The organism is Robiginitalea insularis (assembly GCF_052497835.1).
Map to the genome: position 1 here is coordinate 1,575,753 of NZ_CP199296.1, position 24,400 is coordinate 1,600,152.

Below are 24,400 nucleotides of genomic sequence, written 5' to 3' on the forward strand. Positions count from 1 at the left end.
GAATTTATTTTAGTATGCACGTTGGTTTTTTCCTTCGTAAAAATTGATAAAGGCCTGATTTACTACCCTGTTTCCACCCGGTGTGGGATAATTCCCGGTGAAGTACCAGTCACCCAGGTTTTTAGGACAGGCTATATGCAGATTTTCAATGGTTTGATAGATAATCTGCACCTCTGCCTGTATATCGGGAGGACTCAGAAGTTCTGCAATTTTGGACGAAATCTCTTCTGCACTGAAGGGGGCGTAAAATTCTTTGACGTGATTAATGGCTTCTGCATCAGATGAGCCATTTTCCCTTTTGCACTTTCGATAAATGTTTTCTACGATTTCCATACTACCCTGTTCCTTGTGTAGTTCGAGGGCGGCTTTGAATGCTATAAAATCCTCCAGTTTAGCCATGTCTATCCCATAGCAATCGGGATAACGGATTTGCGGGGCGGAGGAAATCACGATAATCTTTCCGGGATGGAGCCGGTCCAGGATACGTAAAATACTTTTTTTCAGGGTGGTTCCCCTAACAATGCTGTCATCAATTATGGCCAGATAATCGCCCTTGTTTACAGATCCGTATGAAATGTCATAGACATGGGTAACCAGGTCATCGCGGCTACTGTCCTGAGTAATAAAGGTCCGTAATTTGGCGTCCTTGATCGCAACCTTCTCTATCCTGGGGCGTACTTCAAGGATTTCATGCAACTGTTCGCTGCTTATTGAGGGTCCCAGGGCGAGTATTTGTTCCTCCTTTTTTTTATTCAGGTAATTCTGTGCTTCCCGTACCATTCCCAGAAAGGATGTTTCAGCAGTGTTCGGGATATAGGAAAATACAGTGTTCTTAATATCGTTGTCTATGGCCTTCAGGATTTGGGGGAAGAGCAATCGGCCTAATTCCTTACGTTCCTGATATATTTCCTTGTCACTGCCTCTGGAGAAGTAGATCCTCTCAAAAGAACAGGCCAGTCGTTCCCTGGGTTCCTGTATCTGCTCTATACCTACCCGCCCGTCATTTTTAATAATAATGGCATGCCCGGGTGGAAGTTCCTTTACAGTATCATAGGCAACGTTAAATACGGTCTGTATGGCGGGTCGCTCCGAAGCTACTACAACCACTTCATCATCCTGGTAATAGTAGGTAGGCCTGATTCCCGAAGGATCCCGCAAAACAAAGGCGTCGCCGTGCCCCAATAAACCGGCCATGGCATACCCCCCATCCCAGTTTTTCGAGGATTTCCTGAGAATTTTCGAAACTTTCAATCGTTCGGCGATGAGCGGGGAGGCTTCCATCTTCGTAAAACCTTCCTTCTTTATTTGTTTATAGAGCTTGGCAACGGCATCATCCAGAAAATGTCCGATTTTCTCCATTACTGTTATGGTATCTGCCAATTCCTTGGGATGCTGGCCCAACTGTACCAGGTTGTCAAAAAGCTCCTTTACGTTGGTCATATTAAAGTTCCCGGCAACGATCAGGTTTCTGTGCATCCAGTTGTTCTGCCTCAAAAAGGGGTGAACACTTTCGATACTGTTCTTGCCAAAAGTTCCGTAGCGGACGTGGCCCAATAATAATTCCCCCACGTAAGGGATATGCTTTTTTTGCCAGGCAACATCTTCCTTGGCTTCAGGATTTTCCTTTAAAGCGGTATTGATGCGGTTGTTTATGGTGTCGAAAATATCCTGTATAGGCTGAGATTCAATAGAACGCACCCGGCTCATATAGCGCTCCCCTGGCTGCATGTTCATCTTTATGCTGGCAAAACCAGCACCGTCCTGTCCGCGGTTGTGCTGCTTTTCCATCATCAGGTACATCTTATTTACTCCATAAAAAGCAGAGCCGTATTTCTCCTGATAATACTCAAGCGGTTTCATCAACCTGATCAGCGAAATTCCGCATTCGTGTTTAATAGCATCACTCATGTAAGGGCGTCGTTATAAAGATCTTTATTCAGGCTATTCTAATTCAATATCAAATTGTGTCAATTCTCTGAATTGCTTCAGTCTTCCATTTATTTCACCAGCCTGAAGATTCTGCAAACGCTCCGTTCCAAATTTTTCAACACAGAAAGAGGCCAGGTTGGATCCATGAATTACGGCATTTTTCATATTTTCAAAGGAGATGTTTTCACTTTGGGTAATATACCCGGCAAAGCCGCCTGCAAAGGTGTCTCCGGCTCCTGTGGGGTCAAAAATGTTCTCAAGGGGAAGGGCAGGGGCAAAGAATATGCGGTCTTCGTGGAATAACAAAGCCCCGTTTTCTCCTTTTTTTATTACCACATATGCAGGTCCCATTTTACTTATTTTTTCAGCAGCTTTAACCAGTGAATATTCCCCGCTCAATTGACGGGCCTCCTCATCGTTGATAGTTATGACGTCAATTTTGGCAATAACTTTCATCAGGGAATCCCAGGTGTGGTCCATCCAGTAATTCATGGTGTCCAGAATGCTGAGTTTTGGCCTTTTCGGCATTTGTTCTATTACGCTCATCTGAATGTCCGGGTGCAAATTGCCCAGCATCACCACATCGGAATACTGGAATGCTTCCGGTACCCTTGGCTGAAAATCGGCGAGCACATTGAGTTCTGTGCTCAGGGTGTCTCTTCGGTTAAGATCGTTGTGGTAACGACCGCTCCAGAAAAAAGTCTTCCCCCCCTTCACCTTTTCCAGGCCCGATATGTCAATTCGTTTATTTTTCAGCAATTCCAGGTAAGATTCCGGAAAATCATCCCCCACTACCGAAACAATAGCAGATTGTTGCCGGTAATAAGAGGCAGCCAGGCCTATAAAGGTGGCAGCACCTCCCAGGATTTTATCTGTTTTGCCGAAAGGGGTTTCTATGGCATCAAAGGCAACAGTGCCGACGATTAAAAGTTTACCCATGGGGTCCTGAATTTGCTGCAAATATACGCTTTTGTTAGTCGTTAGCTAAAGGCTTTGGAGACAGCTTGGTTCCCAACTTATTTTCTCCCGAAATCTGCAGGAATTTCCCCCCATGCCCTGGTTTCCCATTTCACAATTTTGGTGCTGTAATGGTTATTTCGCAGCCAGGATTCGGCCCGGTGAACCAGTTCAAACAGCGTCTGGTTGGTTTCTGTTTGGACCAGTTTGGTATTGCAATGCTTTTTTTTAACCCAACTGATGGCTGTACGCGAATCTGTATATATGATACGGGAGCTGCCTTTCTTTTTTAAAAATGCCAGGCCGTGAACAATTGCGAGAAACTCTCCTATATTATTTGTTCCCTGCTCAAAGGGTCCCTGACGGAATAAGCGCTTCCCGCTTCGGGTATCCACCCCCTGGTATTCCATTTTGCCGGGGTTGCCACTGGATGCAGCATCTACAGCAATAGAATGGTAATTGGGTTTGCCAACCCGTTTTTGCAATTCCTCAGAAGGTTCTGAGGCCTTCTTTTTTTCTTTTTGTGCTGTTTGATAGGAATGTTTAAAGGCTTTTTTGGCAGCTTCCTCAGTGGGAAAGCCCATATATTGTGCGCCCTGGAACTCGCGAATTTGTTTCTGACATTGCTCCCAACTATTGTAAATACCGGGTTTCAGGCCTTTCCATACCACGTAAAACTTATTTTTTTGGGCCATACTCAGCGAGATAACAGCTTTTCTATGGTTTTAGGGAAGTAGGTATATTCCAATTCATGTATTTTTTCAGCCAGCCGCTGCGGACTATCGCTTTTTTCGACTGCCACCCTTTCCTGCAGAATAATTCCCCCCTGGTCGTATGCTTCATTTACATAATGAATACTGATACCGGATTCCCTGGCCCCATCTGCAATGACCGCATTGTGAACATGCATTCCATACATGCCTTTCCCCCCATATTTTGGAAGTAAAGCGGGATGTATGTTTATTATCTTATTGGGGAATGCCTTTACGTATGACTCCGGAATTTTCCATAAAAAGCCGGCAAGAACGATCAGGTCCGGGTTTAAAAATGTCAGGATTTCCAGCAAGGCCCCTGGCTTGCTAAAGGCAGTTTTATTAAAGCTGTAAACAGGGGTTTGCAGTCGGTTACACCTTTCGATTACACCGGCTTTCGGGTTATTGGTGAAAACAGCTGTAACTGTTACTCCTGGCTTATCCTCAAAATATTTGATGATGTTCTCTGCATTGGAGCCTGAACCTGAAGCGAATAAAATTAGATTACCGGAAGGAGTAGGTTGCATGAATTCTGCTGTAAAAACAAGGACAAATTTACTATAGATGTTATTAATTTATGTAAATTGAAGGACATTTTGCCGCGAAAAGGTGTATTTAAACCAAAGTTTTTTATTTTTGCCAACAATTTAAATTTAAAACCAATAACACTATGTCAGACATTGCATCAAGAGTAAAAGCTATCATCGTAGATAAGCTGGGTGTTGACGAAAATGAGGTTGTGGCTGAAGCTAGCTTCACCAATGACCTGGGAGCAGATTCCTTGGATACCGTGGAGTTAATAATGGAATTTGAAAAGGAATTTGATATTCAGATCCCTGACGATCAAGCAGAAAACATTGCAACTGTTGGCCAGGCTATAAGCTATATCGAGGAGGCCAAATAAATACATGATATTTTGTCTTCAGATCTAAAATTATCCATGCGGTAATCAGGCTGCGTGGATAATTTTTTTTAATTTACGCTGAGGTTAGACGTCAACAAAATAGTATCGTTCCATGCAAATAAAACGAGTAGTAGTTACCGGAATGGGGGCCCTTACTCCCATTGGCAACAACTTACAATCTTATTGGGAGGGCCTTAAAAACGGTAAAAGCGGTTGTGCTCCGATAACTTATTTTGACACCGAAAAATTTAAAACCAAGTTCGCCTGCGAACTGAAGGGTTACGACCCCAACGAATATTTTGATCGCAAGGAAGTCAGAAAGCTGGACCGTTTTGCCCAATATGCACTGGTTTCTTCGGATGAGGCTATTGCCGATTCCGGGCTGGATCTGGATAAAATTGATAAATTCAGAGTAGGAGTAATATGGGGTGCCGGAATCGGCGGCCTTGAAACCTTCCAGACCGAAGTCCTGAATTATGCCCAGGGAGACGGCACACCTCGTTTCAATCCGTTTTTCATTCCGAAAATGATTGCAGATATCGCTCCTGGCAATATCTCAATCAAGCATGGTTTTATGGGGCCGAACTACACCACGGTTTCTGCTTGCGCGTCTTCAGCAAATGCCATGATCGATGCCCTGAATTATATTCGCCTAGGACATTGTGATGTAGTGGTGACAGGCGGAAGTGAAGCCGCGGTTACCATTGCGGGAATGGGGGGTTTCAACGCTATGCATGCCCTGTCTACTAGGAATGAATCTCCAGAAACTGCGTCCAGGCCATTTGATGCTACCCGCGATGGATTTGTACTTGGCGAAGGAGCCGGGGCACTTATCCTGGAAGAATATGAACACGCCAAGGCCAGAGGGGCTAAAATATATGCTGAGGTAGCTGGTGGCGGACTCTCCAGTGATGCCTACCACATGACTGCCCCGCACCCGGAAGGGATAGGAGTAGTCAAGGTAATGGAAAACTGCCTGCGCGATGCGGGAATGGGCCCTGAAGAGGTCGATGCAATAAATACTCACGGAACCTCAACCCCATTGGGGGATGTGGCGGAACTGAAAGCGATCTCACAGGTATTTGGGGAGCATGCCACGCATATCAATATCAATTCAACAAAGTCCATGACCGGACATTTACTGGGAGCTGCCGGAGCAATTGAAGCCATCGCCTCAATACTGGCGATGGAACACAGTCTGGTTCCCCCAACTATAAACCACAGCGTGGTTGATGAACAAATCGACCCCAAACTGAATCTTACCCTGAATAAGGCACAGAAGCGAGAGGTAAAGGTTGCAATGAGCAATACTTTCGGTTTTGGAGGGCATAACGCCTGTATACTGTTTAAAAAACTTAGCTAGGCGCGGATGACGTTTCCCGGAAATATATTTAATTCCCATCCCAAAGAGGATGGGGATTTTTTTTTGGGGATGACAAGGATACTGGGGTTCAAGCCAAAAAACCTGGAAATTTATAAAAAGGCTTTCCTGCACCGATCTGTCAATCAAAAAGACAAAAAGGGAAACCCCATGAATTATGAACGCCTGGAATTTCTTGGAGATTCCATGCTGGGTACTATCATTTCCAAGCACCTTTACAAGGAAGTGCCTGCGGGAGACGAAGGGTACCTGACCAAAATGCGCTCCAAGATTGTCAGTCGCAAGCACCTCAATGAATTGGGAAAGGACCTGAAATTATTGCAATTTGTACAAAGCCGAATCCCAAAATCACATTTCGGCGAAAACATCCATGGAAATGTCTTCGAGGCCCTGGTAGGGGCCATTTATCTCGACAGGGGTTACGATTATTGCGAGCGCTTTATCCAGGACCGCGTTATAGACCCTTATGTAGACATCGAACAACTGGAAGGACAGGTAATCAGTTATAAGAGCCTGGTAATTGAATGGTGTCAGAAACAAAAAAAGGAGTTTCATTACGAGGTTTATGAGGATGACGGGAAGGATCCCGTCAAGCATTTCGCCGTAAAACTGCATATTGATGGCCGTATTATGGCCAAGGCGCGGGCAACTTCAAAGAAAAAAGCGGAGGAAAAGGCATCGAAAAGAGCCTTTTTTGCCTTGCAGGCCAAGATGCAGAAATAGAGGCAGGGCAACGCTAACTATAACGTTATAGGGGATTGAGGTTATTGGATTCAGGCCTTAGCACTAGGTGAATTCCATAAGAACCTGTATCTTTAACTTTCGGGTTATATCTATGGGATCACTGCAGGATATATGGGAAGAATTTCTGGAGGATACGTCCTTTAGTCTTTTTGCCATTCACTGTAATTTAGAGGATCATGCCCTTGCATATTCCTTAAACCGGGAATGTAAACTGCATTTGTGCAGAAGTAGGAGGGATATTGAATTAAAGGGGACAGCTCTTTTTCCAGTATTTCAATGGGAAGAGGAGGCTTATTTTCGTACCTGGACCTTATTCCGGAATTTTGGAAGCAGCGTTGCAGACAAAGATCAGACAGGACTGTTTCAAAATGAGCCTACATTTACCCGGCATTACCTGATACCCGAAAAAAAGGAGGTGGATTATTTCCTCAAGGTAGAAGGGGACGACAAAAATTCTCCCACATTGGCAAGATTACTTTCCATCAAGGAAGTAATTACGGCTTACAGGGTACCCGTCTCTGATCTGAAATCCAAACAAAATCTATTATATTAATCTGTATGCCAAACCAGAAAAAGACCAAAATTGTTGCCACTTTAGGTCCTGCAACCAGTAAAAAAGAAACGCTTCAGCGCATGATGGAGGCAGGGGTGGATGTTTTCAGAATCAATTTTTCGCATGCCGATTACGACGATGTAAAGGCCAGGGTTAAGATGATCCGGGAATTGAGTGATGAAATTGGTGTATACACAGCTATCCTGGCGGATCTTCAGGGGCCTAAACTGCGCGTTGGGGTTATGTCCGGGGAAGTAATTGTTTCGCCTGGGGACGAAATCGCTTTTAAAACCGGGAAACCCTTTGAAGGTACGGCTGAAGCAGTTTTTATGAACTACCAGGAGTTCCCCCGTGATGTCAATCCCGGTGAGCGTATTTTGCTGGATGACGGGAAACTGATATTTGAAGTGATCGAGACCAACAGAACGGATACGGTAAGGGCTAAGGTTATACAGGGCGGCCCTTTAAAGTCCAAAAAAGGAGTAAACCTGCCCAATACTAATATTACCCTTCCGGCCCTGACCAAAAAGGATATCAAAGACGCCAAATTCGCCATTTCCCTGGAGGTAGACTGGATTGCCCTGTCTTTTGTAAGGCACAGCCAGGATTTGATAGACCTGCAGCAGATCATAGAAAAGCATTCAGAGCATAAGATCCCGATAGTAGCCAAAATTGAAAAGCCGGAGGCCGTAAAGAATATAGATAAAATTGTGGCCTACTGTGACGGCCTGATGGTAGCCAGGGGAGACCTGGGGGTAGAAGTTCCGGCACAGGAAGTACCGCTTATCCAGAAAAAACTGGTTTTACGGGCTAAAAAGGCCAGGATTCCGGTAATCATTGCCACCCAGATGATGGAAACCATGATTACCAGCCTTACCCCAACCCGGGCCGAGGTAAATGACGTGGCTAACTCTGTCATGGATGGGGCGGACGCAGTGATGTTGTCGGGGGAAACCTCCGTTGGGAACTATCCCGTTCAGGTTATCGAGAAGATGACCAGTATCCTCAAGAGCGTTGAGGGGTCTGATTTAATCAAAGTTCCTCAGGAAGCCCCGCAAATAAGGACCAAGCGCTATATTACCAAATCTGTTTGTTACCACGCCGCTATAATGGCAAATGAGATCAAGGCCAAGGCTATTTCCACCCTTACCAATAGTGGTTACACCGCCTTTCAGATATCTGCCTGGCGACCGAGTGCTCACATCCTTGTTTTTACTTCCAACCGGAAAATTCTCACTCAATTGAATCTGCTCTGGGGGGTAAAGGCGTTCTATTATGACCGCTTTGTTTCAACAGATGAAACCATTGAGGATGTCAATAAAATTGCATGTAAAAAAGGGTTTCTGGAGGCCGGGGATATGATGATAAGCCTTGCGGCTATGCCCATAAAAGATAAAGGGATGGTCAATACCCTGAGGGTAACAGAAATTGAGACCTGTAATTTTTAGGTGGCCGGATAAGGGTGTTAGAAATCGAAACTCAGCTGTACTGAAACGGACGAATTGGGGGTTTCGGCAGCTTCTGTAGCTGTATTGAGGTTGGAAAGGGATATTCCTAAAAGTCTGACTGAATTTTCAAGGGGGGCCTGAAATAGCAGTTCCTTCGATATCTCAAAAATCAATTCAGCCCTGGAAATATAATAAGGAAGGGTTTTACTGCGGGTATGAAGGTTAAAATCGCTGTATTTGATTTTAAGGGTTACCGTTTTTCCAGCTCTTTTTTTTGGTAAAATCCTGTTCTCCAGTTCTTCTGCTATTTTTTGCAATTTTTCAAGCATAAAAAGCTCACTGCTCAGATTTTCTGAAAAGGTTCGCTCGGCGCCGATAGATTTGGGGACCCTGCTGGGCTTTACAGCACTGGTGTGAATTCCCCTGACAACCCGGTAGTAATGGCCGCCACTCTTTCCAAAATGTTCTGTGAGAAAATCCTCTGATTTGTTTTTTAAGTCGGCTCCGGTAAAGATCCCCAGCTGGTACATCTTCTCTGCGGTTACTTTTCCCACACCGTAAAATTTGCGAATATCCAGACCCAGCAAAAAAGACTCCACCTCTTCTGGGGCAATGGTTTTTTGACCATTGGGTTTGTTGATGTCGCTGGCAACCTTCGCTATAAATTTGTTGATGGAGATCCCTGCAGAAGCCCTCAGGCCAGTTTCATCAAAGATTTTCTCTCTTATTTCCCTGGCTATCAGTGTTGCCGACGGCAGGCCCTTTTTGTTCTCTGTTACATCCAGATATGCCTCATCAAGGGACAATGGCTCTACCAAATCCGTGTATTCCAGAAATATCTTTCTGATCTGTTGGGAGATTTCCTTATACCTCTCAAAACGGGGCTTAACGAAGATCAGTTCCGGACACTTATTCCTGGCCAGAACGCCACTCATGGCAGATCGCACGCCAAACTTCCGGGCTTCATAACTCGCTGCTGCGACCACCCCTCTTTTGGACCCGCCACCCACTGCAACGGGCTTTCCCCTAAGGGTGGGGTCGTCCAGTTGTTCAACGGAAGCGTAAAAGGCATCCATATCCACATGGATAATCTTACGGATGGGGGTGGATTCAGCCATATGCAAATTTAGGGTATATTTGAATCAGACAGGGTCTTCAAAACCTGCAGTCCAATGGTTGAAATAGAACGCAAATTCAAGGTTTCCGATACTTCTTTTAAAAAATTAGCCCGTTCCACTACCAAAATGGTTCAGGGTTTTTTAAATACGGATCCTGAACGAACTGTCAGGGTGCGCCTTCACAATGATCAAGGTCTGATCACCATTAAAGGAAAGACCTTTGCCAAAGGAACATCCCGCAGAGAATGGGAATTTCAGATTTCAGCCGGTCAGGCCAAAGAATTACTGGAAATTTGTGAGCCCGGGCTGATCAAAAAGACCCGGTACCAGGTTCCGGTGGGCAAACATATCTTTGAAGTAGATGAGTTTGAGGGGGATAACCTGGGGCTAATAATCGCAGAGATTGAATTACGGGAGGAACAGGAAACTTTTGAGGTACCCTCCTGGCTGGGGGAAGAAGTAACCGGACAAAAGCAATACTACAATTCACAATTGTCATCAAACCCCTATTCAAAATGGAAAAAATAAAAGAAATATCGCCTTTTTGAAAAGTGGCCCTACCCGGTCCCAGACCCCTGAAGAGGCTGATAGCATGCAACGCTTACATCTGGCCCACCTTGGGAGCATGTATGAAAAAGGTTTTGCAGATATTTCCGGTCCGTTTGGCGATGATGGTGAAATACGCGGGATCACTATTTATAATGTACCCGCTCAAGAGATGGCAGGCAGCCTCGCCAATATGGACCCAATGGTTCAGGCAGGCCGGCTGGTGATTGAAGTGCACCCCTGGTAGGCAGCAAAGGGGTTCCCCTTGCGATAATAGGTTCAGAGGATACTTTTGAATTGCTTGAGAAAACGAAGGTCATTCTCGCTTAACAGCCGGATGTCCGAGACCTGGTATAAGAGCAATGCGATACGGTCAATTCCCATTCCGAATGCGAAGCCGGAATATTCCTTGGAATCGATCCCGCAATTATCCAGGACATTCGGGTCTACCATACCACATCCCATGATTTCCAGCCACCCGGTTCCCTTGGTCATACGGTAATCCGTTTCGGTTTCCAGACCCCAGTAAACATCTACCTCAGCACTGGGTTCTGTAAAAGGAAAATAGGAAGGGCGCAGACGAATTCTGGATTTGCCAAAAAGGGCTGTTGTAAAATACTGCAGGGTTTGTTTCAGATCTGCAAAGGACACTCCTTTATCGATATAAAGGCCTTCAACCTGATGAAAGAAACAATGCGACCTTGCTGAAATAGCTTCATTCCGGTAAACCCTCCCGGGTGAAATGGTCCGGATGGGGGGCTTGTGATTTTCCATGTACCGTACCTGCACTGAAGAGGTATGGGTACGTAACAGAATATCTGGATCGGTCTGAATAAAGAAGGTATCCTGCATGTCTCTTGCCGGATGGTATTCAGGAAGATTCAAAGCAGTAAAATTATGCCAGTCATCTTCTATTTCAGGCCCTTCAGAAACCGTAAAACCGATTCTGGAAAAGATATCTATAATTTGATTTTTAACCAGGGAAGTAGGGTGGCGCGCACCCAGCTCCAGTGGTTCTCCGGGACGGGTCAGGTCTCCGTAAAGGGACTTAACTTCTTCCTTATCCTGGAGGTTGTTTTTGAGTTCCTGTATTTTTTCGGTAGCCGCAATCTTCAGTTCATTTACCGTTTGCCCGAAAACCTTCTTCTCTTCTTTGGGTATATTGCGGAGTTCCTGAAAATAATCATTCAGCAGGCCTTTTTTCCCCAGATATTTAATCCTGAAGGCTTCAATGGCGTCCTGGGAGTCTGCTGTAAAAGACTTTACTTCTTCTAACTGCTTTTTGAGTTGGTCTATCATGCTGTTACAAACTTCGGTCAATCAGCCCGGGGCACTGCCGATTGAAAGCGCTGACAAAGGTAAAATAAATCTTCAGAACCCCGGCAATCCGGGCCTTTTAGAATTAAAAATAAAACAAGATGTCAGTATTCATCGCGAACATTCTGCCTAACCCATTCCAGGCAGGACTTAAAGGAATCAAAAATATGGGCCTCCGGTATAAGGTCCGGAATTATCCCGATTCGTTCCATCAGGTAGCGGGGCTGGTCAAGAACATTTAAAAATAGTACAGTGATTTGTTTATTGCGCAGCTCCTGAAGAACGTCTTCCATGGCATATAAACCGGATTGGTCCATGTACTGCATCCGTCCCAACCTGATGATAACTGTGGTAGCCGTGCTGGGAATTTGTTCGGCAAGGGCCTGGAAATCGCTGGTGGTCCCAAAAAATAAAGGTCCTTTCAGATGTTTGATAAAGATTTCCTCTTTTAAGTTGGAAGGAAGATTTTTCTCATCCGGCCAGGTCCGCTCCTTTGGAAGCAGGCTTACATTGGATCGTTTTGCAGTAAGGTCGCCTATCTTTTTCATAAACATCAGGGAGGCTATGACCAGACCGATTCCTACAGCATAAATAAGATCCCAAAAAGTAGAGAGGATCATGACAATGAGCATGATGATCACTTCTGAACTCAGTTTTAAGGGTCCGATGCGCATATCTTTAGGCAGGCTGGGAATGGCTTTCAGGCCCTTATAATCCATAACACTTATGCCCACCGTAATAAGGATTCCGGCCAGTACGGCAGCGGGGATGCGGGAAGCTACCGGACCCAGGCCCAAGAGGATTAACAGCAATAATAAACCGGCAATCATACCGGAGAGCCGGGTTTTTCCTCCAGAATTTATATTGATCACCGTTCGGATTGTTGCCCCTGCTCCGGGAATACCACCGAAAATAGCCGCAATACTATTTCCAACCCCCTGACCAACCAACTCCCTGTTTGGCTTGTGTTTGGTTTTGGTCATATTATCTGCAACCACTGATGTAAGCAAGGAATCTATGGCTCCCAGGAGCGCCAGGGTAAGGGCTGTAAAAATAAATGGACTAACAGACTTAAATGAAAACTCTGTAAAAATTTCAAGCCTGGGCAAAGGGAATCCGGAAGGAATCTGATCTATGGGCCTGTAATCCATCCCAAAACCATAAGCTACTCCTGAAACCAGAATCAATGCAACCAGCGCAGATGGAATAGCCGTAGTTATTCTTTTAAATCCGTAAATGATAACAATCGTTGCCAGGCTAAGGAGGAGTTCCAGCGTATTGATGTTCTTTATTCCACGCCCCAGGGCCCGGATGCTCCCAACTACACCTGAAGAAGATGCCCCGGCCAGTGTCTTTGCCTCAATCATGATAATCTCCTCGGTAATCTCTGCTGACCGTTTCACAGTCTCTTCAAAATCTTCCAGTACCAGTATCCCTTCTCCGGCTTCTTCCCGCAGGATATTCTCCAGGATGAGTTCTTCCGCCTCAGGCACAAAATAACTTACAAACTCTGAATCTTCTTTAGGATAGTATCCGATGGCCGGTAATATTTGGGTGATGATAATGATAAGGCCGATGGCTGTCATAAATCCGGAAACTACCGGATAGGGGATATAGCGTATATACCGTCCCAAACCCAGTAAACCCAGTCCAATCTGCATGAGTCCTGCCAGGAGAAAAACGGTCAGGATGGCAGGAAGGGCTTTTTCGATACTTCCTTCATACATAGCCAAAATACCGGCAATGACCAGCATGCTAACAGCTGTCATAGGAGCAGTTGGTCCGGAAATTTGAGTGTTGGTACCTCCGAATAAGGCGGCGAAAAAACTTATAAAAATGGCGCCGTACAAACCGGCACTCGGACCCAGGCCCGAACTGACGCCGAAGGCAAGGGCCAGAGGAAGCGCAACCACCCCTGCTGTAATGCCCCCCATCAAATCACCCTTAAAATGCCTGAAGAATTTTTTCATTACCGCCTAAGTTCAGAGATTAATACGGGATAAAACATAAAAACAATTCAGCAGTTACACATCCAGCATCGGCTGAATCAATCAGGAGCGCAAAGGGTTAATCCATAAAGGCCACTTTACCGGTCCGGATATCGTACATGGCTCCTGTGATTTTGATCTCGCCGTTTAATTCCATATCTGCAAGCACCGGACTTAGTTTCCGGATATTTTCGATGGTCAACTCAACGTTAACCCGGGCTACCTCATCTACAAAAGAGGCGTTTGCGGAATTGCGCAGGGAGGCTTCTGATGGTTCTTTTACCACGGAAACCGCTGGTTTTATTTTGGATACCAGGGCGGTAAGATTGCCTAGCCTTGCATCGTCACAGGCGCCTTTCACGGCTCCACAAGCCGTATGCCCCAATACCACAATCACCTTGGTTCCGGCCAGTTTGCAGGCAAATTCCATACTTCCCAACAAATCTTCATTTACGATATTACCGGCAACGCGGACGCTGAAAATATCCCCAACCCCCTGATCAAAGATTAATTCGGCAGATACTCTGGAGTCGATACAACTCAATATGGTGGCAAAAGGATATTGTCCGCCAGCGGTATCCTGTACCTGTTCCAGCAAGTCCCGGCTGGCAGGCTGGTTCTGTACAAATCGCTCATTACCTTCCTTTAAAAGGGTAATGGCCCCATCCGGGCTGATCATTGCCTGAGTTTCCTTGGTCTGTGCTTTCATTTAGTTAGGCTGTTTTTGGTCTTAGTTTGAAAAATTCTATGAAACTCTCCGGGTTTTCTACATTTCCCCTATTTGAAATCAGGTGGATATCTATATGGCGGTTTTTAGCCTTAAAGGCAAAATCATCCAATATCTCAATAATATCGTTGTCCAGGTAACGGGTACTGCGAACGTCCAATTCAAGATACGTATTTTCCGGAATACCATCCAATTCCTTCAGGATGGCACCTTTATTAAAGAAGGTAACTTCCTCCGCCAGGGTCATCTTCATTTTGTGTTTTCCATTGCTCATCTGGTCTACAATGTGCAGGAAATGAGAATTCTGGTAGCTCTTAATAAGGATTACAATAATACCAACCCCAAGCCCGAGGCCAATACCGACCAGTAAATCTGTAAAAATGATCCCCACTACGGTTACCGTAAACGGTACAAATTGTTTCCACCCCAGTCCGTACATTTTTTTGAACAGGGCCGGCTTGGCCAGCTTATATCCAACAACCAGAAGGATTGCGGCCAGTACTGATAAGGGTATCATATTAAGCAGTCTCGGGATCAGGATAACGGAAATGAGCAGAAAGAATCCATGGATGATGGCGGACAATTTGGTTTTCCCGCCAGATTGAATATTGGCTGAGCTCCTTACGATTACCTGTGTGATTGGTAGGCCTCCGATCATCCCTGAAATTACATTTCCGGTTCCCTGCGCCAGTAACTCCCGATTGGTAGGAGTTACCCGTTTTTCGGGATCCAGCTTATCGGTCGCTTCTACGCATAGGAGTGTTTCAAGGCTGGCTACAAGTGCAATGGTAAAGGCCGTAATCCAAATTTCGGGCTTCCCGATTACTGCAAAATTTGGAAAACTAAATTGCCCCAGAAAAGAAGCGGCATCCTCAGGGACCGGGACGCTTACCAGGTGTTCTTGTGAAATGGTCATCACTTCATTCCCCTTGGTAATGAGGTAAAAAACAATGCCAAGTACTACTGCTACAAGGGGCCCCTGAACAAGTTGAAATATTTTAGCTTTTTTGGTCAGTACTCTTTCCCAAAGGATGATGATTCCCAGGCCGAGTACAGCAATTATGGTAGACCCGGGAGAGATGTTGTTTACAGCCTGCAATATTTCAGAGAAGGTATTTTGCCCATCCACCTGGAAAAAGGCGAAATCCCCCTCCGGGTCTGCATCATACCCAAAAAAATGCGGAATTTGCTTCAGGATGATAATGATCCCGATTCCGGTTAACATTCCCTTAATGACAGATGAGGGGAAATAATATCCGATTACCCCGGCCTGTAACAAGCCAAATGCAAGTTGTATAAAGCCGCCGAGGACTACGGCTACAAGAAAATTTTCATATCCCCCCAGGGTCCCTATGGCCGCTAAAACAATAGCCGCCAAACCTGCAGCCGGGCCACTTACCCCAATGGATGAACCACTGAGTGCACCTACTACAATCCCACCAATTATCCCGGCAATCAAACCGGAGAATAGTGGAGCACCACTGGCCAGGGCAATCCCCAGACAAAGCGGAAGGGCAACAAAAAAGACTACTATACTGGCAGGAAGGTCCTGCTTTAAATGCTTGAACATGTTTTATTATGGATTTTAATATCCCTGGGGATATGGTGAGAAGAATTATTAGAGGTCAGTTGATAAATGAGATCAGATCAGGCCTTGGGAGGGGGCACCTGAATATCCTGATAGATCTGTAATACTGATGCCTGTTTTTCTATGGATAGAGACGGGTTGTTTATATCAAAGCCGGGGGAAATACCAATTGAGCCTTCAAGTATATTTTGGGAATTAAATAAATCGATCAGCAAGGATTCCCCGGATTCCTCTTCACCTGTCAAAGCAGTTATTTCAACTGCGGCATTTTCTGCGTACAGATTGATAACAGGTGGGAGCATTACAGCTAGGATCCACACCAAAAGGAGGGATATAAGAGCAAGGCGTTTTTGCATATTAATTGGCTTCCCTACAAATATAACATTCCTTTGCTGAATTGGACGTGGATAGTTTAAAAGTCCTTCAGCAGCCTGATACTACCGGCAGAAAGCCAACCGGTCTGCCCGTCAATTATCCTGATTTTCCGCCAGTTTTCAAGGGAATCCAGCACCTGAACCTTTGTTCCTTCATGCAGGGTAAAAGCATCCGGACTACGCTCGTTAGGCTCGGTGGAAACAGCTACTTCTTCGTCAAAAATTATTGCAGGCTGATCCTTCTTATATGCGGAGTACTGTAAATAAGACAATCCGGTAGTTACCAGGCAAAGAAATAGGGCCGAGAGGCCACCCAGTAAGGCCAGTCTTTTTTGATTTGGATAACGCAGAAAATAGAATAGAATACTTCCCAGAACAAAGAGGAGCATAAATACAATTCCGGTATAGGCCCACTGATCGATACTCAGCCAGTTTACTATTTTTTTGTAATAGCGGGAGATCTCCGATTCCGGAAGGGGTTCGATGGCATCGATTGTCATATTGCGGGCAAAACCCAGATTATTGAGAATCTCCGGGTCATTCGGAGCTAGCAGTAATGCCTTTTCGTAATAATAAATACTGGGCGCAATTTCATCCTGCTTATAATAGGCATTACCCAGATTGAAATAGACTGCCGCGGAGTGCTTACCATTGTCCAGTATTTCATTATAATAATCGATAGCTACACTGTACTTCCCTTCATTGTAAGCTTCCGTTGCTTTTTCAAACAATGCAGTATCCTGGGCTTGTGTTCCCCAGGAGAGGAAAAGAAGCCAGATTAACAGGTGATATCCTAATGAATACTTCATGCTTATAATTCTTTATCCAATGCCGTGATAACTTCGCTGGCTTTTTCGTAATCCTGCTGCATCTGTACTTTGGAAAACGGACTGTAGCGAGCCATCTCGCAATTAACCAGCAACTCTGTAAACGCTTCCATGGTTTCAGCAGCTATTCCTTTGTCTGATAACAGATCCCGTATTTTATCTTTACTGAAATCTGAGGTTTCTATTTTTAATTTGGCCTTGAGATAATTATGCAGCGCTTTTTCCAGTGCAATGTAAAAAGCATCCTTTTCTCCAAGTGTTTTTCTGGCTTGTGAGAGGTACCTTTTGGCAAGGCGATTGGCCCTTTTGATTCTGTTGCCCTCTACATCCCGCTCTATAGCCTCTCGTTTTTTTCGAAGCAAAACAAACAGTGGGATCAGTAGTAAGGGTGCAAAAAGCCAGCCAAGGTGGTAGTTGCTCCCGAAAAAAGTAGTCCATTTTCTCGGCTTCAGATTCGGTTGTAATTTTATAAAGTAAAATTGTTCCCCGCCCCGGACTACATTTTTGGCAACGCTTGATACAGGACTTACAGGACCGCTGTCCGCCGTAGGGCCTTCCAGGACATTTATGGTGATTTCTTTGGAGGTCAGTCGTTCATATTTTTCTGAATCCGGGTTGAAATACGTAAAATTGACCGCAGGGATCGGATATTTTCCCTGGTAAGTAGGGACAATGGTGTATTCTTCTGTGATCTCCCCCTGCATTCCCGTAAGCGTAGTGCTAACATTTTCTTTGAATTCCGGTTCATAAACCTCCAGGGCACTGGGCAGGGTAAGCTTGGGCAATTGAAAGAGCTTAAGGTTACCTGTCCCGCGAACGGTTACTTTGGCCTGCATGGATTCAGAGGCATTCAAGGCGTTTTTACTGGTAGATACTTCAAAATTAAAATCCCCTACTGCCCCACTGAAATCTGATGGTTTGCCTTGTTCGGGCAGCGGCTTTACCTCTATGGTCCGCTTCCCCGCCGAAACCACTTTATTTGTTTTAGTGTAAATCCTGCCCCCAAAAAAGTCCCGTTTGTTGGTGGGTACTTCCAGGGAAACATCGAGCGCAAGTGGTTCTATCTCCAGACTTCCGCTTTTTTGGGGATACAACACCACGCGTTTCAGGACTACATAACGGTAAGGTTGCCCCTGATAAGTGCCTTCCTGTATATTGTACTTGCTGAAGGCGATATCCTGGCTCCAGAAATTATTGTACTTCGGGTTGTCCAGAGGGCGGAAATTAGACACTACTATGGACGGGCTCACATATAGCTTGTAGACCACACTAATAGGCTCGTTCATGTACGGGCGGGTGTTGGACACCTCTGCTACAAGATGCAGATTCTGGTCTGCAATATCTTCTGCAGTAGGCTCCCCATCCGGGCGGTCCACCGCATCGGTCACCGTAATTTTTTTAGGGATGGTCTTGTAGGTTTCTCCTTCTATCACAATGGTACCCTGCCCAATGGTAAAGGTCCCTTTTTCCAGTGGGGCAAGGGTATAGGAATAGGTTTTTGAATAGGATCGGACCCCGTTGATCCAGGAAGAACTGATACTCTGGGAGGGACCCATCAGTACCCTGAAGCCGTCAAAATCCGGGGGGATGAAATTATCTCCATCCCGATTCATTACAAAATCGGCCCTTACGCGCTCATTTACTCCAAGGGTTTCTTTGCTAAGGCGCAGCTCAAAACTGATCTCCTCCTTTTCCTGTGACCTGGCGGCTGGCAGGAAAAAAAGAAATGATAAGCCCAATAAAGCTACAAGCCTCAACATTTTACCAATCCTTTTCATTTTTCTTTTTCGCTCCTTTCACCTTCATTGCATCAATTTTCTCCTTCACCTTTTTTTCTTCATTTTCCATTGCCTCCAAAAGGTTTTCTATTTGCTGAGGAGATAACTGGTTGGGTCTGGGAGGTTTTTTTGAATCCTCTTCAGATGGGTTAGGCTTTTGGTCTTTCTCTTCTTTCTCTTCTCCATCCCCTTCTTTGTTTTCTTCTTTCTCAGACTCCCCTTCATCCTGGTTGGGTTGTTCCTGCTGATCCTCCTGCTCCTGGTCCCCGCCTTCGTTCTGGTCCTGATCGTCCTGATTTTGTTCTTCCTGTTTATCCTGATCCTGATCCTGCTGATCGTCCTCGTTCTGATCGTTTTTCTGTTCTTCCTGTTCCTTTTTCAGCAGTTCTTTTGCCAGGGCGAGGTTATATCGCGTTTCCTCGTCAGCAGGATTGTTTCGCAATGCTTCCTTATAGGCTTCTACGGCTTTCCCGTAATCCTTGTTTTGCATAAAAACATTGCCCATGTTGTGATAGGCCTTGTGCTTGTTGGGTTTCTCTCCTGCTTTTTCCCCTGCTTCCTTAAACCGCCCAAAGGCTTCGTTGAAGTCTTCCTTTTCGTAATAGGCATTGCCAAGGTTGTAGGGTGCAGTTGCATTCTCGGCACTCCTGGAGATGGCCCGGCGATACTTTGCCTCTGCATTTACAAAATCATCCTCACTCAATTCCAGGTTCGCTTCCCGGGTTTCCTTCATAGAGGCTTTAAAGGCCTTTTCATCTATCTGTGAGGCATCCTGAGCCATTCCCCATAAGGGAAGACAAATTCCGATAATCCAAAAGGCTGTTTTCATTTATGCGGCTTCTTTTTCATTAAACAAATTCAGCTTTTTAAGCCAGGCTGTTTTGCGTTCCAGCACAAAGATATCCAGAAACAAAATGAGCAATGCTGCTCCGAGAAACCATTGAAACTGATCTTTGAATTCCGCAAATTGTTTGGCTTCAAATTCTTTTTTGTCCATCTGATTCAGTGTTTCCCGAATGTAAGATACTGCAGCAGCTGTATTTTCTCCGTCTATGTATTCCCCATCTCCTTCGTCTGCAATTTCACTGAGTATTTCTTCATTGAGCCGGGTAATTACCACTTCCCCGTTTGCATCTTTTTTCAGGCTTTCCACCACACCATTTCGTTTAAGGGGGATGGGCCCTCCTTTGATGGTACCGACCCCTATAGTATAAACCCTGATTCCCTGTTCAGTTGCCAGTTCAACAGCATCCGAGGCTGTGCCATCGGAGTGGTCCTCCCCGTCTGAAATAATAAAGAGGACCCGGTTGGTTTGTTCCTCATCGTCAAAATAGGTAGCCGCAAGTTTTACCGCTTCCCCTATGGCCGTTCCCTGGGAAGAGAGCATATCGGTATTCATGCTCTGTAAAAACATCTTGGCGGCACCGTAATCCGTTGTGATGGGCAATTGGGGGTAGGCCTGGGCGGCATAGGCAATGATTCCCACCCGGTCACTGGCCAGTTCATTGATGATTTCGGAGACCAGTCTTTTGGCTTTTTCCAGGCGGTTGGGGGCAATGTCCTCTGCCAGCATGCTTTTGGAGACGTCCACTGCAAAAACAATATCGACACCTTCCCTCTTGACCGTTTCCATTTTGGTCCCCATTTTAGGATTGGCCAATCCAAGTATCAGCAATGCGAAAGCGAAAAGCAACGCGACCATCTTCAGCTGCGGTTTGAACAGGGATCGGTCCGGCGCCAGCTTTTTAAGCAAACGGGGGTCGGCAAATCTGCGCTGGGTGCGCCGCTTCCATACCTGGTGGGCAATGAATACCAGGATGAGTACCGGAATGACCAGCAACAAGTATAAATATGTTCTATCGTCCAGTTGTATCATTGCCTTATATAAAACTTCTGAATAGGGTTAACCTGAAGATCCATTCCAGTAAAAGCAGGCCTCCTGCCAATAATACCCAGGGCCTGAATTTTTCTTCATACCGGTAGTATTTGAATTCCTCAATCTCCGTTTTTTCCAATTTGTTGATCTCCTCGTAAATTTCTTCCAGGCTGTCATTGTCCGTTGCCCTGAAATATTGACCCCCGGTGGCGTCGGCTATATCCTGCAACAATTCCTCATCTATTTCCACCTGCCGCATCCCGTAGCGAAAAGAGCCATCAGCATTGTATCCAATTGGGGACAGGGCATTCCCGTTCGTTCCCAGGCCAATGGTATATGTTTTAATATCGTACTCCAGCGCCAGGTCTGCTGCCGTTTGGGGCTCTATAAAGCCAGCGTTGTTTACCCCGTCGGTCAGCAGTATGATTACTTTAGAGATCGCCTTGCTTTCTTTCAGGCGGTTTACGGAGGTAGCCAGCCCCATCCCAATGGCTGTACCATCGCTAAGCTGCCCATAAGAAATCTCTTTCAGGGCATTTTGCACAATGGCTTTGTCACTGGTTATAGGGGTTTTGGTATAACTTTCCCCTGCATAAACCACCAAGCCTATACGGTCGTTGGGCCGTTTTCCGATAAAATCAGAAGCTACTTCCTTAAGGGCCGAAAGCCGGTTGGGTTTCAGGTCTCTGGCCAGCATACTGGATGAAACGTCTATGGCCATAACAATGTCGATACCCTTGGTCGTTTTGGTTCGGGTGGAGATGTCTTCAGTCTGAGGCCTGGCCATTGCAGTAATGATTGCCGCCAATGCCAGTAGCCTGAGCGCCAGGCTCAGCGGCCTCATCCTGGTGAGCAGGCTGGGAGCGGAAAACCCCTTTGTGCTTGAAATCTTCAGGGAAGCCCCCTGTTTATTCCTTTTAAAAAAGAACCATAGCAAAGCCACCGGAAGCAGGAGCAGCAACCAGAAAAACTCGGGGTTTGCAAATTGTATATCACTGCCTATCATACGGTGGTTTTAACTTCTATGGTCTTTAGGATACGATCCACGATTTCTTCTGCATAGGGATCCCCTTCCTCCCAGGAAATAACCAATTCCTGTAAAAATCCGTTGCCGCCGAACATGAGGATGGTATAAGCCCCGTCTACGCGGCTGGAGGATTCCGGGACCGGGAAATCGCCTCTGCCGTATATCTTGATTCCTTTTACGCCCGAAACAGTGGTAAATGTTTCCTGCTTGGTAATAATGTTTCGCGCCCCCTTTTCTTCAAAGCCTTTGAGAATTTGCTCTATAGACCCTTCAAAATCGGGTTCAGCGTCAGTTTTGTTGAATAGGGTGGAAGAAGCAGCAATTGAAAGTTTGGCATCCGGGTTGTTGTAAATGAAAGCGTCGATCTCCTTGACAGCCTCCCGGGCCTCCGGCGGGAGATTTACGTCCCTGCGATATAGTACTTCCGGGGTCTCCAGAATTACCGGAGGATATCCGTAGGAACTGGCCACCCACTCCCCTTCCAGAAGGGATTTACTGGGATTTCCCAGCAGTGTGTCTTTTACATTGGCGAAACCGAAATAAGCAATGGAAGATATCAGGGCAACAAGCAGGATACCCGCCAGGGAAGCAAATGCCAACCGTATCTTTTTACGTTTCTTCTGGATTTTCAGGGCTGCAAGATATTCGGCCTGCTGCATCAATTCTTCTTCGGTAGGTTCCGGAATGGCCTCCTTGGTTTTAACCACAATAGATTCCACTACCAGCCTGTCCTGTTCTGCCCGGCTCACTTCAGGTTTGGATTTGGCAAATTTTACCAGGTCTGCCGTTTCCAGGATTTTCCTGAACTGAATCAGGGTGTCCGGTTCCAGGCGCAATTGCCCGGCATCTTTCAGCAATTCCAATTTTAGAATGAGTTCTGAAGTGGTGCTTTCCAGGGCACTCACGTGCACTTCTTCCTCCAGATAGGACCTGACAATATCGGTTAGCTCAGTATAATATTGTTTGAATTCATCCTGAATCAGGTACCTGGAGGTTTCCAGTCGTTTTAGTTCCCGCATGGCCCTTTCAAAAGGGGGCAAAAGAGCTTCCTCTTCTTCAGGGCTAAGCGGTTTTTTGCGAATAAAAAACCAATAAACAGCTATCCCCGCCAACAGTAATACTAACAGGACCCAGCCAAGGGTTCGCAGCCAGGACAGGGGGTCCCGGTCCACTCCTATCAGCGGCTTGATATCGTACATCTTCTGGGTTACAGTATCCACCGGAACAGTGGCTACAGAAATCAGCAGGGAGTCCGTGAAATATCCCTTGCCATCAACTTCTATACGCTGTGTAGGAAGTAAATAGGCGCCCGAATCGAATTGGGTAAGGGCATAGGTTTTTTCCAGCAGGATGCGGTCCGCCTTACGGGTGGTGTCTGTCATAAAAGCCTCAACCGTTTCGAGAGGGGAAAAGGTCTGTCCCTCCGGGAAAAAGACCACGGAAGACGAATCGGTTTCTACCCGGACCGTAAACCGGATCTGCTCTCCGATTCGAATGGAAGTAGTGTCCACGGAAGTGCTGATCTCCGGTTGCGATTGCGCCTGCAGGTTCAGGGCAGCAAATAGCAGAGTGGCCCCGCCTATGACGCGGCATAGCTGCGGGAACTTTCTTTTCCGGGATGTAGCTCTCATCTTCACTTTAAGCCCTGTGTTTAAAATATCCTAATAGCTTTTTCACATAACTTTCATCTACCCTGCAATCCAAATGCCCGCATCCGGCCCTTTTAAAGGTCTCGCGAAAATAATCAAGCCGCTGAGTGTAATAATTGGCGTATTGCTGCCTGACTTTTTTTGACTGGGTATTGACCAGTCGGATTTTTCCGGTCTCCGCATCCTGCATATAAACCATGCCCAGATTGGGGATTTCGGTTTCCATGGGGTCGTATATACGAATACCCGTGAGGTCGTGTTTTTTCCCGGTTATCTTCAGGGTTTGCTCGTAATCCTCTGCAATAAAATCTGACAGCACAAAGACTATAGATTTCTTCTTGAGCACATTGGACAGGAATTTAAGGGCCTGTGAAAGGTCTGTTTTATGGCTTTGGGGTTCAAATTCCAGTAGTTCGCGGATTATGCGCAATACATGGCTTTTTCCTTTTTTTGGCGGGATAAATAATTCCACCTGATCCGAAAAGAGGATCAGGCCTGCCTTGTCATTGTTCTGAAGAGCTGAAAACGCAAGGGTTGCAGATATTTCGGTAAGTACCTCTCTTTTGAACTGATCTACAGTGCCAAAAAATTCCGAACCACTCACATCTACCAGCAGCATCATGGTGAGCTCCCGTTCCTCCTCAAATACCTTAACATGGGGTTCGTTGGTTCGGGCCGTAACATTCCAGTCAATACTCCTTACATCATCTCCGTACTGATATTGCCGGACTTCGCTAAAAGTCATACCTCTCCCCTTAAAGGTGGAGTGATACTCTCCACCAAAGATATGATCGGAAAGACGCCGGGTCTTAATCTCGATCTTTCGGACTTTTTTTAATAATTCTTTGGTATCCATGAGGGTTCAAGGGGTGTTGTTCGAAAATATGGCAAAAGCAAATGGCTGTTGCTACCCGGTT

General features: G+C 45.8%; 23 protein-coding genes and 1 pseudogene. 7 read left to right on the forward strand and 17 right to left on the reverse strand.

All coding sequences use genetic code 11. The features are described from left to right. Positions 1-9 precede the first annotated feature (9 nt). From ACT6NV_RS07200 to purN, 4 genes are all read right to left on the reverse strand, one after another. Entirely contained in the window at positions 10-1,908 is a 1,899-nt protein-coding gene (locus ACT6NV_RS07200) for an amidophosphoribosyltransferase (protein ID WP_445386581.1), read from the reverse strand. 33 nt (positions 1,909-1,941) lie between these two features. Further along, on the reverse strand, positions 1,942-2,868 hold the full coding sequence (locus tag ACT6NV_RS07205; protein ID WP_445386582.1) for a PfkB family carbohydrate kinase: 927 nt from the start codon (positions 2,866-2,868) through the stop codon (positions 1,942-1,944). A 77-nt stretch (positions 2,869-2,945) separates the two neighbouring features. Continuing rightward, the gene (locus ACT6NV_RS07210) at positions 2,946-3,581 is read right to left on the reverse strand and encodes a ribonuclease H1 domain-containing protein (RefSeq protein WP_445386583.1); all 636 of its coding nucleotides are present in this window, start codon (positions 3,579-3,581) and stop codon (positions 2,946-2,948) included. A gap of 2 nt (positions 3,582-3,583) precedes the next feature. Further along, positions 3,584-4,165 carry a phosphoribosylglycinamide formyltransferase gene (gene purN, locus ACT6NV_RS07215; protein WP_445386584.1) on the reverse strand — a complete coding sequence of 194 codons (582 nt, stop codon included), beginning with the start codon at positions 4,163-4,165 and terminating at the stop codon, positions 3,584-3,586. Between the two features lie 143 nt (positions 4,166-4,308). Here purN and ACT6NV_RS07220 point away from each other — a divergent pair, with 143 nt between their 5' ends. The 5 genes from ACT6NV_RS07220 to pyk all read left to right on the forward strand — a co-directional run bounded on the left by ACT6NV_RS07220 (position 4,309) and on the right by pyk (position 8,668). Beyond that, positions 4,309-4,542 (forward strand): acyl carrier protein, encoded by a 234-nt coding sequence (locus ACT6NV_RS07220; protein ID WP_009778413.1) that lies wholly within the window; start codon positions 4,309-4,311, stop codon positions 4,540-4,542. A 112-nt stretch (positions 4,543-4,654) separates the two neighbouring features. Then, the gene (fabF, locus tag ACT6NV_RS07225; protein ID WP_445386585.1) at positions 4,655-5,905 is read left to right on the forward strand and encodes a beta-ketoacyl-ACP synthase II; all 1,251 of its coding nucleotides are present in this window, start codon (positions 4,655-4,657) and stop codon (positions 5,903-5,905) included. A 6-nt stretch (positions 5,906-5,911) separates the two neighbouring features. After that, on the forward strand, positions 5,912-6,646 hold the full coding sequence (gene rnc / locus ACT6NV_RS07230; RefSeq protein ID WP_445386586.1) for a ribonuclease III: 735 nt from the start codon (positions 5,912-5,914) through the stop codon (positions 6,644-6,646). A gap of 112 nt (positions 6,647-6,758) precedes the next feature. After that, a complete protein-coding gene (locus ACT6NV_RS07235; RefSeq protein ID WP_445386587.1) occupies positions 6,759-7,220 on the forward strand; it encodes an IPExxxVDY family protein in 462 nt (153 codons plus the stop codon). A 5-nt stretch (positions 7,221-7,225) separates the two neighbouring features. After that, positions 7,226-8,668, forward strand: a complete 1,443-nt coding sequence (gene pyk, locus ACT6NV_RS07240) for a pyruvate kinase (protein WP_445386588.1) — start codon at positions 7,226-7,228, stop codon at positions 8,666-8,668. Between the two features lie 17 nt (positions 8,669-8,685). Here pyk and dinB read toward each other — a convergent pair whose 3' ends face one another. Next, a complete protein-coding gene (gene dinB, locus ACT6NV_RS07245) occupies positions 8,686-9,786 on the reverse strand; it encodes a DNA polymerase IV (protein WP_445386589.1) in 1,101 nt (366 codons plus the stop codon). Positions 9,787-9,840: 54 nt separating this feature from the next. On the opposite strand from dinB, the gene ACT6NV_RS07250 reads away from it, so the two are divergent. Both ACT6NV_RS07250 and ACT6NV_RS07255 read left to right on the forward strand, forming a co-directional pair. Further along, positions 9,841-10,314: a CYTH domain-containing protein gene (locus ACT6NV_RS07250; RefSeq protein WP_445386590.1), complete on the forward strand. Its 474-nt coding sequence runs from the start codon at positions 9,841-9,843 to the stop codon at positions 10,312-10,314. Between the two features lie 7 nt (positions 10,315-10,321). Further along, a pseudogene (locus ACT6NV_RS07255) lies at positions 10,322-10,579 on the forward strand (YciI family protein); the annotation flags it as partial. A gap of 32 nt (positions 10,580-10,611) precedes the next feature. Here the strand turns inward: ACT6NV_RS07255 and pheS are convergent. The 12 genes from pheS to ACT6NV_RS07315 all read right to left on the reverse strand — a co-directional run bounded on the left by pheS (position 10,612) and on the right by ACT6NV_RS07315 (position 24,339). Then, positions 10,612-11,631 (reverse strand): phenylalanine--tRNA ligase subunit alpha, encoded by a 1,020-nt coding sequence (pheS, locus tag ACT6NV_RS07260; RefSeq protein WP_445386591.1) that lies wholly within the window; start codon positions 11,629-11,631, stop codon positions 10,612-10,614. A 122-nt stretch (positions 11,632-11,753) separates the two neighbouring features. Next, positions 11,754-13,619 (reverse strand): SulP family inorganic anion transporter, encoded by a 1,866-nt coding sequence (locus ACT6NV_RS07265; RefSeq protein ID WP_445386592.1) that lies wholly within the window; start codon positions 13,617-13,619, stop codon positions 11,754-11,756. Between the two features lie 97 nt (positions 13,620-13,716). Beyond that, positions 13,717-14,346, reverse strand: coding sequence for a carbonic anhydrase family protein (locus tag ACT6NV_RS07270; RefSeq protein WP_445386593.1), 630 nt, complete (start codon positions 14,344-14,346; stop codon positions 13,717-13,719). A gap of 4 nt (positions 14,347-14,350) precedes the next feature. Continuing rightward, positions 14,351-15,934: a SulP family inorganic anion transporter gene (locus ACT6NV_RS07275; protein WP_445386594.1), complete on the reverse strand. Its 1,584-nt coding sequence runs from the start codon at positions 15,932-15,934 to the stop codon at positions 14,351-14,353. Positions 15,935-16,011: 77 nt separating this feature from the next. After that, entirely contained in the window at positions 16,012-16,308 is a 297-nt protein-coding gene (locus tag ACT6NV_RS07280; RefSeq protein ID WP_445386595.1) for a hypothetical protein, read from the reverse strand. A 56-nt stretch (positions 16,309-16,364) separates the two neighbouring features. Continuing rightward, entirely contained in the window at positions 16,365-17,135 is a 771-nt protein-coding gene (locus ACT6NV_RS07285; protein ID WP_445386596.1) for a tetratricopeptide repeat protein, read from the reverse strand. Between the two features lie 2 nt (positions 17,136-17,137). Then, positions 17,138-18,913, reverse strand: coding sequence for a BatD family protein (locus tag ACT6NV_RS07290; protein WP_445386597.1), 1,776 nt, complete (start codon positions 18,911-18,913; stop codon positions 17,138-17,140). A 1-nt stretch (position 18,914) separates the two neighbouring features. After that, positions 18,915-19,760, reverse strand: coding sequence for a tetratricopeptide repeat protein (locus tag ACT6NV_RS07295; RefSeq protein WP_445386598.1), 846 nt, complete (start codon positions 19,758-19,760; stop codon positions 18,915-18,917). Next, on the reverse strand, positions 19,761-20,807 hold the full coding sequence (locus ACT6NV_RS07300; protein ID WP_445386599.1) for a VWA domain-containing protein: 1,047 nt from the start codon (positions 20,805-20,807) through the stop codon (positions 19,761-19,763). It abuts the gene before it with no gap. Between the two features lie 4 nt (positions 20,808-20,811). Then, positions 20,812-21,813: a vWA domain-containing protein gene (locus tag ACT6NV_RS07305; RefSeq protein ID WP_445386600.1), complete on the reverse strand. Its 1,002-nt coding sequence runs from the start codon at positions 21,811-21,813 to the stop codon at positions 20,812-20,814. Continuing rightward, complete coding sequence (locus tag ACT6NV_RS07310; RefSeq protein WP_445386601.1) at positions 21,810-23,465, reverse strand: hypothetical protein; 1,656 nt, start codon at positions 23,463-23,465, stop codon at positions 21,810-21,812. Before ACT6NV_RS07310 ends, ACT6NV_RS07305 begins: the two co-directional genes overlap by 4 nt. A gap of 7 nt (positions 23,466-23,472) precedes the next feature. After that, positions 23,473-24,339: a DUF58 domain-containing protein gene (locus ACT6NV_RS07315; RefSeq protein WP_445386602.1), complete on the reverse strand. Its 867-nt coding sequence runs from the start codon at positions 24,337-24,339 to the stop codon at positions 23,473-23,475. Positions 24,340-24,400 lie beyond the last annotated feature (61 nt).